General features: G+C 69.7%; 8 protein-coding genes and 1 pseudogene. 4 read left to right on the forward strand and 5 right to left on the reverse strand.

All coding sequences use genetic code 11. The features are described 5' to 3' along the window. Positions 1 to 312, forward strand: a pseudogene (locus ACFWP5_RS13885) (acyltransferase); the annotation flags it as partial. Positions 313 to 352: 40 nt separating this feature from the next. Here the strand turns inward: ACFWP5_RS13885 and ACFWP5_RS13890 are convergent. Continuing rightward, positions 353 to 1099: an SDR family NAD(P)-dependent oxidoreductase gene (locus ACFWP5_RS13890; protein ID WP_384154781.1), complete on the reverse strand. Its 747-nt coding sequence runs from the start codon at positions 1097 to 1099 to the stop codon at positions 353 to 355. A 132-nt stretch (positions 1100 to 1231) separates the two neighbouring features. Here ACFWP5_RS13890 and ACFWP5_RS13895 point away from each other — a divergent pair, with 132 nt between their 5' ends. After that, positions 1232 to 1822: a TetR/AcrR family transcriptional regulator gene (locus ACFWP5_RS13895; protein WP_384154783.1), complete on the forward strand. Its 591-nt coding sequence runs from the start codon at positions 1232 to 1234 to the stop codon at positions 1820 to 1822. 205 nt (positions 1823 to 2027) lie between these two features. Here the strand turns inward: ACFWP5_RS13895 and ACFWP5_RS13900 are convergent, their stop codons facing one another. After that, complete coding sequence (locus ACFWP5_RS13900; protein WP_384154785.1) at positions 2028 to 2867, reverse strand: alpha/beta hydrolase; 840 nt, start codon at positions 2865 to 2867, stop codon at positions 2028 to 2030. A gap of 175 nt (positions 2868 to 3042) precedes the next feature. Between ACFWP5_RS13900 and ACFWP5_RS13905 the strand changes: the two genes are divergently transcribed. Then, complete coding sequence (locus ACFWP5_RS13905; RefSeq protein ID WP_384154787.1) at positions 3043 to 4215, forward strand: PucR family transcriptional regulator; 1173 nt, start codon at positions 3043 to 3045, stop codon at positions 4213 to 4215. Positions 4216 to 4619: 404 nt separating this feature from the next. On the opposite strand, the gene ACFWP5_RS13910 is transcribed toward ACFWP5_RS13905, so the two are convergent. The 3 genes from ACFWP5_RS13910 to ACFWP5_RS13920 form a co-directional block, all read right to left on the reverse strand. Continuing rightward, complete coding sequence (locus ACFWP5_RS13910; RefSeq protein WP_384154789.1) at positions 4620 to 7442, reverse strand: SpoIIE family protein phosphatase; 2823 nt, start codon at positions 7440 to 7442, stop codon at positions 4620 to 4622. A 148-nt stretch (positions 7443 to 7590) separates the two neighbouring features. After that, positions 7591 to 9606, reverse strand: a complete 2016-nt coding sequence (locus tag ACFWP5_RS13915) for a beta-galactosidase (protein WP_384154791.1) — start codon at positions 9604 to 9606, stop codon at positions 7591 to 7593. Further along, a complete protein-coding gene (locus ACFWP5_RS13920; RefSeq protein WP_384154793.1) occupies positions 9603 to 10970 on the reverse strand; it encodes a glycoside hydrolase family 36 protein in 1368 nt (455 codons plus the stop codon). The genes ACFWP5_RS13915 and ACFWP5_RS13920 overlap by 4 nt, the downstream gene beginning before the upstream one ends. Positions 10971 to 11367: 397 nt before the next feature. On the opposite strand from ACFWP5_RS13920, the gene ACFWP5_RS13925 reads away from it, so the two are divergent. Continuing rightward, complete coding sequence (locus ACFWP5_RS13925) at positions 11368 to 12435, forward strand: LacI family DNA-binding transcriptional regulator (protein ID WP_384154795.1); 1068 nt, start codon at positions 11368 to 11370, stop codon at positions 12433 to 12435. Positions 12436 to 12479 lie beyond the last annotated feature (44 nt).

The raw sequence follows: 12479 nt of genomic DNA on the forward strand, positions 1-12479 counted from the left end.
CAACTCGCGGAGCAGCTCGCCGAGTTCGGCCGTACGGCCACCGACCACGCGGCCGGCCTCATCGCCCGCTGCTGGGCCCCGGATGCTCCGGGCGGTGGGCACTACGTCGACCACCCAGGAGCGGCACCCACCGTGCGGGCCCACTGCGACGCGGTGGAGATCGCGGACCTGCTGCTCGGGGACGTCCCCGAGCAGCGCGCGGCCGCCTCCCACATCGAGCGGTTGCGCGCAGCCCAGGACCCGCACACCGGCCTGGTACCCGAGACCGACCCGGCGACCGGACTGCCGCGCCCGCTCCCGCCCTCCGACTGAGCACTACGTTGGCCGGCTGTGACACCGGTGGCGGGGTGGGTCAGATCTGGGTCTGGCCGCCGTCGACGAGGAGGTCGGTGCCGGTGGTGAAGGTGGCGTCGACGGCGAGGTAGAGGACGGCGGCGGCCACTTCCTCCGGCCGGCCGACCCGCCCCATCGGAACGAAGTCCTTCATCTGCTCGCGCAGGGCATCGGCGTCTTCCGGGCTTCCTGTCTGCGCCTCAAAAATCGCCGTGTCGATGGGGCCGGGGCTGACGGAGTTGACGCGGATGCCGCGCTCCTTGAGGTCGGCGGCCCAGCTGCGGGCAAACGAGCGCACGGCCGCCTTGGTGGCCGAGTAGGCGGTGTACGGCGGCGCGCCGATCAGGTGCGCGGAAGAGGACACCAGCACCACCGACCCGCCGTCGTTCAGCAGTGACAGCGCCTTCTGCACGGTGAAGAACGTGCCGCGGGCGTTGGTGTCGAACGTGGCGTCGAAGTGCTCGGGAGTGGCCTGGGCGAGGGTGGCCAGCTCGACGAAGGCGGCGTTGGCCACGATCACGTCGACCGAGCCCCGCTCGTGCCGGACGCGCTCCCACAGGCGGTCGAGGTCATCCAGGTTGGATACGTCGCTTTGTACGGGGGTCACGTTCGTGCCGATCTCGGCTTCGGCCTTGGCCAGGGCGTCGGCGCGCCTGCCAGTGATGAAGACGTGAGCGCCTTCGCGGGCCAGCAGCTTCGCCGTGGCCAATCCGATGCCGCTGGTGCCGCCGGTGACGACTGCGGTCTTCCCATCCAGCTTGCCCATGATCCGCTCCTCGTTTCTGCGGTAGCCACATATGTGTAGCGATCGCTAAAGTTATCGAGATCTACAATGTAGCAATCGATAAGAAAAGGCAAGCCGGAGAATGGTCGACGACCGGACGCAGGAGGATGAGAGATGCCGCGAGGCCGCAAGCGCGCCTTCAACAGGGACGCCGCACTGGACACCGCCATGGAGCTGTTCTGGCGGCAGGGGTACGCGAGCACGTCGATTGCCGACCTCACGGCCGCGATGGGCATCAACCCGCCCAGCTTGTACGCGGCCTTCGGAAACAAGCGTGCTCTGCTCGAGGAGGCCCTCGAACTCTATGCGGGCGAACGCGCCCACTACCTGATCGAGGCGCTGGCCGAACCCACCGCCCGCCTCGCCGTGCGCCGCTTCCTGATCGGAACCGCCGAGGCGGCCACCCTGCCCGACCGCCCGGCCGGCTGTCTGACCGTGCAGGGTGGGCTGGCCTGCGCTGAAGAGGACCGCGAGGTCGTCGCCCTCCTGGCCGCCCATCGCGGCCGCACCCGTCAGGCCCTGCTCGAACGTTTCGAGAAGGCCGTGGCCGACGGCGACCTTTCCGAGGACACGGACTGCCGCGCCCTGGCGCTCTGCGTCGTCGCCGCGGCGCAGGGACTCAATGTCGAGGCTGCGTCCGGCACGTCCCGCGACGAACTCCTCGCCGCGGCAAAGCTGGCGGCTGCCGTAGTCCCCGGCCTCTGAGTCTTTCGTGTACCGACCAGGGGTTTCGCCGCCCGCAAGTCACACAGGAGGACCTGCCGCGTCGGCCGGTCAGCCCCGCGCCACCAGGTGCTTCGCCTTGGACCGCGCGTCTACACCTTGGACTTCGCCGAACCGGCTCGAGCCGCAGCGCCGCCGCGAGTTGCTGTCAGCCCATCGCCTCCCCGCCCGACCGAGCCTGGTCGGGCTACTCGTGTCCCTTGAGGAACGCCAGCACGGTGTCGGCGACCTCGTGCCAGCCACGGTCGAAGACCAGCGAATGACCCCGGTTCGGAATCTGCACCATCTCGGTCGGGGCCGCGTTGCGAAGCTGCCGCTTGTAAGAGGCGGCAACGATTGCGCGAGGTGCGATGTTGTCCTTCTCGCCCCCGATGATCAGCATCGGGCCCCGTTGCGGGTTGAGGGTGTCGACAGTGATCTGGGTCCACGGATTGAAGTTGGCTACTGCGGCCTGGAACAGCGGCTTGCCGGAGCCGGCCACCGGGAACGCCTCGTAGAGCTCTCGGGCTTCCGTTTCGCCGACCGCGTTGGCAAACGCGAAACGGAACTGCGGATAGGTCAGGGCGACCGCCCGCCGGTAGTTCAGCGGATTGCCGATGACCGGCCACGCCGCTCGTAGAGCGGACAGCGGCAGTGGCAACACCCCGCGGAATGGCCCGGGGTCGATCGGCACCGAGGCTGTGGCCAGCCCACGGCCGGCCAACTGCTCGGTGATCACGCCGCCGAAGGAGTGTCCGATGATCACCGGCCTCTGCTGGAGAGCACCGATCACCTCGGCCATGTGGTTCGTGACCTGTGCGACCTTCTTCCCCGCGAACACCTCGGGGTGTGCGCGTGCCTGTTCGACCGTGTCCGGGTCGTCCGGCCACGTCGGCGCCAGCGTGGCGTAGCCCTCGGCCTCGAACAGATCCCGCCAGGGCTGCCAACTCGCGGCCAACATCCACAGCCCGTGCACAAACACCACAGGCGGACGACCGGACGCGTTCGCCGCGTTGACCTCCTGCTGTTCCCTCTGCGAAATCGTCATGCGTACGCCACCGAATCGTCGAAAAGTCGCTGCAACCGGCTCTCATTCTCAGATCCCATGACCATCGCTGTCATTGGTGACCGTCACTGGGATCGAAGCCCGGGTTTGGTCCCCAGGACAAGCAAGCCACGCATCCCTCCGATTTCCGTGAGGCTCAGCCGCTAGCATTTGGAATATGGAACAGCCCGTGGTCGATGTAGTGGGCGAGCAGGTCGCCGCACTCGGTACCCGTCTTCTGGCCGAAAGTGAGGAGCTCGCGGAGGAGATGACCCGGCGCATCCAGGCCGCAGTTCCTCTCTACGCCACCGGGATTGTGCCGACCGAAACGCTGCACGCCGCGTCACTGGCCAACGTCGCCTACATCTTCGGCAACATCGGCCGGATTCCCGCCATCACTCCGCTACAGACCCGCGAGTACGGCCGCGCCCGTGCCCGTGCCGGTATGCCCCTGGCCGCGGTCATGGCCGCCTACCGAGTCGGCGCCCGCCACCTGTGGCAGCGCCTCGCCGACACCGCTGGCACGGTCGGCGCATCCGCAGAAGTGATCACCCGGGCAGCTTCCGACATGTGGCTGATCCTGGACACCTATACGCAGGACATGGCCGAGGGCTACCGCGAAGAAGCCACCGCACAAGCCGTCGCACAGCAACAGCAGCAGTCCGCGCTGGTCCAGGCCATCCTTGGCGAAGACCTCACCGGCACCAGCCTGTGGGAAGCCGCCGACATCCTTCGGTTCCCCGGTCACGGAACCTACCTCGTCATAGCTGCGGCGGTAGCCGAACCGGGCAGACCGGTACTGCCCGGCATCCGGCAGCGGCTGACCACGGCCGGGCTGGCGTCCGCATGGACGGTCACCCATGACAATCAGACCGGCATCGTCGCTACACCGGCAGACACCCTCGACATCGAGATGGTCATCGGGGTGCTCAACCATCTGCATGTAGGCCGTGTTGGCCTCAGCAACGCCTATCCGAATCTCACCGGCAGCGCCCACGCCCTCCGCCAAGCCCGCATCGCCCTGCGCGCCAGCACCGACCAGCGCCCGATCACGGCCTTCAACCAGCATCCGATCGCCGTCACCGCTGCTGCCGCCGCAGAAGTCACCGCCGACCTCGCAGCGACAACCCTCGCTGGACTCGACCGACTGACCGCCGCCGATCGCACCCTGCTCCTGGACACCTTCACCGCCTGGTTCCACCACCAGGGCTCCGCCTCCGAGGCGGCCGCACGCCTTCACGTCCACCCCAACACGGTCCGCTACCGGCTGCGCCGACTCGAACAACTACTCGGCAGGTCGATCAATGACCCCCGGGACATCGCAGAACTGAGCCTCGCAATCAACTGTTGACCTCGATCCCTCAGTCCCCTGTCAGCTGTGCTCGTTTCGACAGCTCACCCGGAGAAGGAGCATGCCTGTCGAGCAGGGCCGATGAGGTCACCACCGCCCGCAGAGCGACTCGCGCCATCCCCTCAGCACCGCCCAGAAGGAGGCGAACAAACTGATCAGCCGCGAACGCGCGGCGAATGAGCATGGCTTCGCGACTTGAAGAACTGGCAGATCCTCACCAAGGTCCGCGTGAACGCCCGATACGCGACCACGCTCCTGTGAGTTCTCCTCGTGCTGGCGAACGCCGAGATCCAGCGCTGACGAACGATCACCCGCCACCGATCAGGCCCCGACCGGCACGAGCACTTCAGCCCCGCTCATGCCAGCCCCATGACCAGCGAATTCAGGCTGAACAACGCTCATCGCTAGGTCGGCAGCGTCTGCTCGGTCCAGATGGACTTTCCGGAAGGGGTGTAGCGGGCTCCCCAACGGTCGGCCATCGCCGCGACCAGCTGCAGTCCACGGCCGCCCTCGTCGGTGTCCGCCGCGCGCCGGATGCGCGGCATGCTGAGGCTGCCGTCGGAGACCTCGCAGATCAGTGTCCGGCTGCGCAGGAGACGTACGGTAATCGGCCCGCCGGCGGCGTGCCGTACGACGTTGCCGACCAGCTCGCTGACGAGTAGTTCGGTGGTCATGGACAGCTCTTCCAGATCCCATGCCGCGAGTTGCTTCCGGATGCTGTGGCGAGCCTGGCCCGCGGCCATGGGCTCGTCGGGCAGTTGCCAGTAGGCGATGTCCTGCGGGGCCAGAGCGTGGGTGCGCGCCACCAGCAGAGCGGCGTCGTCGCTGATCCGGTACGGGTCGGGCAGCATGTCGGCGATCAGGTCGTCGCACAGGCCGTCGAGTTCGAGAGTGCCGCCGTACCCGGTTCCGAGCCGCCGACGGAGTCGGGCCATGCCCTGGTCGATGTCACGGCCGGCCGATTCGACCAGGCCGTCCGTGTAGAGCACGAGCAGGCTGTCCTCGGGGAGCGTCACCTCTGCCATGTCCAGGGGCGGCGCCGCGACGCCGAGCGGGGGGTTGCACGGGAGATCGAGGAAGTAGGCGGTGCCGTCGGGACGGACCACCGCAGGCGGTGGGTGGCCGGCCGTGATGACCGAGCAGCGGCGGTCGGCGGGGTCGTACACGGCATAGAGGCACGTGGCGTAGAAGTCCTCGCCCAAGCCGCCGACCGTCTCGTCAAGGTGGGAGAAGAGCTCGTCCGGGGGCATTTCGAGGTCCGCGAGCGTACGGACGGCGGTCCGGAGCCGTCCCATGGTCGCGGCCTCGGACAGACCGTGGCCCATAACGTCCCCGATGACCAGGGCGACCCGGTCCGCGGACAGCGGGATGACGTCGTACCAGTCGCCGCCGACCTCCATGTCCGTCCCGGCGGGCAGGTAGCGGGCGGCCGCGGTGACGGCAGGCACCGAGGGCAGGACGCGGGGAAGCAGTCCGCGCTGCAGCTCCTGGGCTCGGGTGTGTTCGGCGTCGTACAACCTGGCGCGCTCCATGGCCTGGGCGACAAGGCCGCTCAGCGCCGTGAACAGTGTGCGTTCCTCGCGACGGAACATCTGCGGCCGGTCGTAGGTGATGACACAGATCCCGACTCTCCGGCCGGAGACGATCAGCGGCAAGTACGCCCACGCCTGCTTTCCGCTCAGGGCGACAATGTCAGCCATCGCGGGGTAGCGGTGGAGGAACTCCTCCGGCGAGGAAATGAAGTTGGGCACGCCGTCGAGGAGCGCCTGGGCCACATCCGGGAGGTCCTCGACCGGGACTGCCTCCACCCGGTCCACGAGTTCCTTCCGTGCGCCGACGACGGCGATCAGGAACACGCGCCCGGCCTCGACGACCCAGACGCCGACCGCTGTCGCGCCGAACAGCGGCAGCATGTACTCGTTCACCGTGTCCACCACGTCCTGCCCGGTCACCGCCGCTGCGAGGGCACGCGTCAGCGCCACGATCGGGGTGGTCGGCGAGCCGACAGCGGCGTCCACGGGGAGTTGCTCGGCTGTATGCCGCTGGATGCCGGTGATATCGCTGAGGTAGACCGTCAGGCCGTCGGTCACCGGAACCAGTCGCATCCGTAGCCACCGCTGGTGGGCGGACCACGGCACGTCCAGGCCGATCGGTCGGCCGTCCGCGACGGCACGCCTGGCGGCCTCCTCCACGCCGAGGGTGCGGAGGTCCGGTAGGGCCTCCCACAGGCAGCGGCCGGACAGCTGCTCGGGAAGGCCGAGGAGGTGCTCGGCACCGCTGCTGGCGAAAGCGACGCGCCATGAGCCGTCGAGGGCCAGGACTCCGTCGTTGGCCTGCCGCAGAGCGTGGTCGATGAGGTCCCGGGTGAGTCTGCTGTCGGTGGCGTCCCTGACCGTGCCGCTAAGCCGGGCGCCTCCGTCGTTCCCGTCGCCCCGGTCACGGCTGCGCCAGGTCACCCAGCGGAAGTCGCCGTCGTGTTGGCGGATCCGGCATTCGACGGCGTACGCGCTCGGGCCGCGGCGCGCCTGGTCCGCCCAGGTCAGCACCCGGTGCAGGTCCTCGGGGTGAACCAGCCGTTGCCATGCGTCGATTCGCCCGTCGAAGGTGTCCGTGTCGAATCCGAGGATCCTCACCGCGGATTCGTCCAGGCTCACCGTGTCGCTGGTGAAGTCCCAGTCCCAGATGCCGAATTGGGGGCCCCGGCGGATCTCCGGGGACTCACCGTCGCGGCGCCCTCCGGTCTCCGCCGGACTCCTGGCCGTCCGGACCGAGCACAGCCGTTCCTCGATGCAATGGGCCAGGGCGTGGAGCACCCGCTGCTCCTCCGCGTCCGGCTCCTGGGACGCGGAGGTGAGGACGGACAGCACACCTGTCCGGCCGTCCCGGGTCACTACCGGGACGGAGGCCAGTCCGTTGCCGACGGGCAGGCGGTCCGTGCCGACGCGGGAATCCCGGTCCCCGTGCGCCGGCATCCACGCGAAGGAGCGGGTGAGGACAGCGCGGGCGGGTGCCACCGCTTCGCCGTGCCCTACGTCCTCCCACGCCCTGGCGAAGGAATCGGAGAGCCCGGTGTGCGCGGCCAGCAGCATGGGACCGCCGTCCGCGGGGTCCCGATGGATCATGCCGCCAAGCCCGTGCAGTACCTCCACGGCCGAAGCGATTCCGAGGCGTAGCAGCCCGTGTTCGTCCGGCCCTGCGGTGGTGGCGTGCTCTGCGTCCGGGCCCATTTCCTCACCTGCCCAATTCGAGCATAGAGGGCTTAGGGCCCATATGTGCCCGGAATCCGTGGTAGCGAGCGGGCTCGCGGCATACGGGGCATGGAGCCGGCGGAGGCATCGCGTGCGGCGCTCTCGCAGAGGCCGGCTCCCTGCCGTCTCAGTGTGGCTCGCGGACCACCGCGACGCCTCCGGCAGGGACGGTGACCGCCCCGCAGACCGGTTTGCCGGTGAGGAGTTCCACGCCGTCCGCGGGGACCTCGGCACCGGCTCCGGCGTGGTCGATCAGGAACAGGTAGTCGGCATCGGTGCCGGTTCGCCGAACGACCTCAAGGCCGGCGGGCGCACCGGTGAGTACCGGCTGTACGTCGGCCTCCTTGCGGATGCGGTCCATCAGGGCGGAGAGGGTCACGGGGTCGGGGCGGGTGCCCAGGTACCAGGCGGTTCCGCGTCCGGGGGTGTGGCGGGTGACCGCCGACGTTCCGGCAAGCGGTCCGTCGGCGAAGGACGCGACGGGTTCGGCGCCCGTGAGCCGGATCCGCTCGGACCACAGGGTGGCGGTGGCGCCGGCGGGGACCTGCCCGGTGAGCTGGAGCGTCTGGCCGGGCAGCAGCGGGAAGAGCTCGTCGGTGCGCACGCCGAGGACGTCCCGGAATGCACCGGGATAGCCGCCCATACGGGCGTGGCAGTTCTCGTCGACCGCGCCGCTGTGGAAGCCGACGGCCAAGGTGCCGCCGCGCTCGGCGAAGCCCGCCAGGTTGGCCGCGCCCGTGTCGTCGACCAGGTAGAGGCTGGGTGCCAGGACCAGGCGGTAGCGGTCGAGGTCGGCGTCCGGCCGGACGAAGTCCACTGCCACGCCGGCCCGCCACAGCGGGGTGTACCAGTCCCGGACCAGGTCCTGGAAGCGCAGTTCGCCGCTGGGCTGGGAGGGGAGCTCCAGGGCCCAGCGGGCATCCCAGTCCCAGACGATCGCGACCTGGGCGTCGACGGTGCTGCCGCGCACCTCGGCGAGGGCCTTGAGGTCCGCGCCGAGCTGTACGACGTCCTGCCAGATCCGGCTGTCGGTGCCGGCGTGCGGAAGCATCGCGGAGTGCCACTGTTCGGCACCGGCCTTGGCGGCCCGCCACTGGAAGAAGGAGATGCCGTCGGCGCCGCGGGCCACGTTGGCGAGCGCGTTGCGGCGCATCTCGCCGGGATGCTTGGCGCGGTTGACGGGCTGCCAGTTGACAGCGCCGGTCGAGTGCTCCATCAGCAGCCAGGGGCCGCCGGCGAGGGAGCGCATCAGGTCGCCGCTGAGCGCGATGTCGATGTCGGATTCCGGGTCGTCGGACATCAGGTAGTGGTCGTTGGAGACGATGTCCAACTCGGGTGCCCAGCGCCAGTAGTCCAGGGCGTCGAAGGTGCGCAGCACCATCAGGTTGGTGGTGGCGGGGATGTCGGGGGCCGCCCGGCGCAGGCTGTCGCGTTCGGCGGTGCACAGCGAGAGCAGTTCGTCGGAGCAGAAGCGGCGCCAGTCCAGTTGGTGGGTGGGGTTGGGAGGGGCTCCGGTGGCGCGGGGCGGCAGGATCTCCTCCCAGTCGTAGTACCACTGGGACCAGAAGGTGGTGCCCCAGGCGTGGTTGAGCGCGTCAAGGTCGTCGGCGTAGCGGGCGCGTAGCCAGGTGCGGAAGGCGGCGGCACTGGTGTCGCAGTAGCAGGCGGCGTTGTGGCAGCCGTACTCGTTGTGCACGTGCCACATGGCCACAGCCGGGTGCCCGGCGTACCGCTCGGCCAGCGCTCCCGCGATGCACAGGGCGGCCCGGCGGTAGGCGGGGCTGCTGGGGCAGAAGGTCTGGCGGCTGCCGTACGAGAGGGTCCGGCCGTCCCGGTCGACGGGCAGGGCCTCCGGGTAGGCGCGGAAGAACCAGGCGGGTGGGGCCGCGGTGGGGGTGGCCAGGTCCGCGGCGATGCCGTTGGCGTGCAGCAGGTCGAGGACGCGGTCCATCCGCGCGAAGTCGTAGACGCCTTCGGAGGGTTCGAGCAGGGCCCAGGAGAAGATGCCGACGTTGACCATGGTCACCCCGGCCTCACGCATCAGGCGCATGTCCTCGGCCCAGACCTCCTCGGGCCATTGCTCGGGGTTGTAGTCGCCGCCGTAGGCGATGCCGGGGACGCGCAGCGAACGTGCGGAATTCATTGGTGCTCAGCTCCGATGGAGGAAGGGGCGGAAGCGGCGGAAAGTGAGGAGGCGCCGAGCAGGCGGCGGGTGGTGGCGAGGCCCCAGTCGTCGAGGGAGAGGAGCCGGCCGCCGGCGGCCATCAGCCCGCCGGTGGTCTTCAGGTACGCCGCCCAGCGCTCGCGGCTCTCCACCGGGTGACGGGCCATCAGGCGACCGGGGTCGTTGACCCAGAGGCGGCCGTGCTGCCATTGGCGTCCCCTGCCGGTGAACTCGGCCCGGTCCAGGCCGGGTTGGCCGAAGTCCTCGGCCTCGGGGTGGCGGGCCGGGGCCGTGTCCGGGCTGACGCGCAGGGCGTCGAAGAGGCCGATGGAGGGAAGGATCGGCGCGCGGCAGCCCAGCAGGTAGGCGTCCGGGCCGATCGCCTCGCGGATCAATGCGATGCCTTCGCGATACGCCGTGAGAGCGTCGGCCCCCGAGTGCCGTACGCCGTCCAGCGCGCCGGCGTAGAGGAAGTCGACCTTGAAGTAGTCGTAGCCCTCGATGCGCAGCACCGCGAACACCTCGATCAGGTACGCCGCCGCGGCCAGGTGCGTGGTGTCCAGGACGTACAGGTCGTGGCCCCGGTCGCGGCCCGCCCGGAGGGGGCTGCCGTCGGGGGTCCGGACGAGCCAGTCGGGGTGGACGGTGGCGAGTTCGCTGCGCGGGTCGACCAGGAACGGTGCCGTCCAGATGCCGGCCCTGCGGCCCCGCGCGCGGATGGTTTCGGCGAGCCCGGCCCGGGATGTGAACCGGCCGGAGAGGGTGAGCCAGTCGCCGAACGCGTTCTGGTGGCCGTCGTCGATCTGGACGACGTCGACGGGGAGGGCGAGGGCGTCCATCGCGGTGAGGTTCTCGTGTATGTCGTCCTCGGTCACCGCGTTGAAGTGCTCGTACCTGGAGCACCACACGGTCGGCGCGGGCCGGGGTGCGGGCAGGCCGAGCCCGTCCGCCCAGGTGGCGAGGGCACCCTGGATGCCGTCCGGGCCCGGGCGGTGACTGTGCTCGGTGACGGGTCCGTCGGCGCTCACCACGGCGCGGCCCTCGCGGACGGTGAGCCGGATGGACGGTACGGCGTGCGGTGGGTCGGCCGCCGCCCACAGCCGGACCGGTGAGCCGTCACCCGGGTCCAGCGCCAGCAGCCCCTCCCCCTGGAAGGTTCCGGCCGGGACCGTGCGCCCGGGCCGGTGGCTGACGGTCGCCCAGTTGTCGTTCGTCGGCCGGTGCGGAGTGGCCGCGAGGGCGTAGGCACCACTGGGGCTCCAGGACTGCCAGCCCTCCTCGTGGACCCGAGCGGCGGCGGGATCCACGAGGAGGGAGCTGAGAGGGGTGAAGGGAGGGGACACGGTGGTGGTTCTTTCTCCGGGCGTCAGCTCTTGTCGGCGCCCAGAGGCAGGCCACTGACGAACTGTCGTTGGTGGACCGGCCGAACGAGGGGCGGTTCATGTCGGGTCCTGACCGGGCCTGTCGGTCGGAGAGGTGGAGAGGACGGGCCGTCGAAGCAACCAGCGTCAAACACGATCGAACAAAGACGATCGGAACGCGAGGACCATAAATCCAACCAGTGGCCTCCTGTCAAGACCCTTCGCTCGATGCGTCATACAGGCAGTGCGGGCGGGAAAAGTGGAGCGAAAACGCGTCGCCCGAACTCTTGACGCACGACCTCTCGAGCCGTAGACATTGACCGCGCGGTCATATAGCTGACCTAGCGGTATTCAGAGGATCCGGTCATCGGGAGACGTCATGGCACGAGTGGTAGGACTGGGCGCAAGCCCTGGTTTGCCGCGCAGTGAGGACGTGGCCCGCGTGGCAGGAGTCTCGCGCAAGACGGTGTCGAGGGTCCTCAACGGTGAGCCGCACGTCTCCGCCGAGGTGCGTCGGCGGGTACTCGAAGCCGCGGAAAAGCTCGGTTACCGGCTGAACAACGCGGCCCGGATGTTGGCTTCTGGTCGAACCCGCTCCATCGGCGTGGTGACGCTCGGGACCGCCGGATACGGTGTCGCCTCGCTGCTCGTCGGCATCGAGCGAGCCGTTCGGGACGCCGGCTACGCCCTGCGTGTCGTCAGCACCCTGGAAGGCGACGAACGGGGCATCGCCGGCGCCGTGGGCTCACTGCTCGAACAGGGCGTGGACGGCATCGTCATCTCCGAGCCGGTGGACGAGGGAGCAGTCGCCCTCCGCGCCGACGTGCCGGTCCTCTTCCTCGGTGCACCCCCGGTCTTCACCGCCTCCCGGACCGTGACCGCGGGGGTCGGCTCCGACCTCCTGGCCCGGGCCGCGACCGAGCACCTGCTGGATCTGGGACATACGACGGTCCATCACCTCGCCGGTCCTCAGCAGTGGTACGCCGCCAAGGACCGTCTCGCGGGATGGCGGGCGGCACTGGAGGAAAGGGGCAGGACCGCACCCCCTGTCATCGAGGGCGACTGGTCGGCCGCCTCCGGATACGCGGCGGGCCGTGAACTGGCTGCCGACCCCACTGTGACCGCGGTGTTCGCGGCGGGCGACGACATGGCCATCGGCCTGATCCACGCACTGCTGGAAGCCGGCCGACGCGTGCCGGAAGACGTCAGCGTCGTGGGCTTCGACGACAACCCCGTCTTCGCCTACGTGACTCCGCCGCTGACCACCGTGCGCCAGCCCTTCGACGCCGCGGCGAAGGAAGGACTCAGGCTTCTCGTGCATGCCATCGAGAAGCCCGACGAAGACCTTCCGCCGGCGAGTACGCCCCCGGTCGAGCTCGTCGTCCGCTCCTCGACGGCGGCGCCCGCGCCGCTTCGCCAGGAGCCGACGGCAAGCCACATCACCTGAGCACCTCCCGACTTCGACACCCTCCCCGGAGAAGCCCAAGAGGC

Origin of the sequence: Streptomyces sp. NPDC058469, assembly GCF_042721125.1 — a bacterium.
Classification (GTDB): Bacteria; Actinomycetota; Actinomycetes; order Streptomycetales; family Streptomycetaceae; genus Streptomyces.

Bases quoted from the DNA above. Each gene is read 5' to 3' on its own strand.
- ACFWP5_RS13900 (WP_384154785.1), bottom strand. From the start codon at position 2,867: ATGACGATTTCGCAGAGGGAACAGCAGGAGGTCAACGCGGCGAACGCG.
- ACFWP5_RS13890 (WP_384154781.1), bottom strand. From the start codon at position 1,099: ATGGGCAAGCTGGATGGGAAGACCGCAGTCGTCACCGGCGGCACCAGC.
- ACFWP5_RS13895 (WP_384154783.1), top strand. From the start codon at position 1,232: ATGCCGCGAGGCCGCAAGCGCGCCTTCAACAGGGACGCCGCACTGGAC.
- ACFWP5_RS13910 (WP_384154789.1), bottom strand. From the start codon at position 7,442: ATGGGCCCGGACGCAGAGCACGCCACCACCGCAGGGCCGGACGAACAC.
- ACFWP5_RS13925 (WP_384154795.1), top strand. From the start codon at position 11,368: ATGGCACGAGTGGTAGGACTGGGCGCAAGCCCTGGTTTGCCGCGCAGT.
- ACFWP5_RS13915 (WP_384154791.1), bottom strand. From the start codon at position 9,606: ATGAATTCCGCACGTTCGCTGCGCGTCCCCGGCATCGCCTACGGCGGC.
- ACFWP5_RS13905 (WP_384154787.1), top strand. From the start codon at position 3,043: ATGGAACAGCCCGTGGTCGATGTAGTGGGCGAGCAGGTCGCCGCACTC.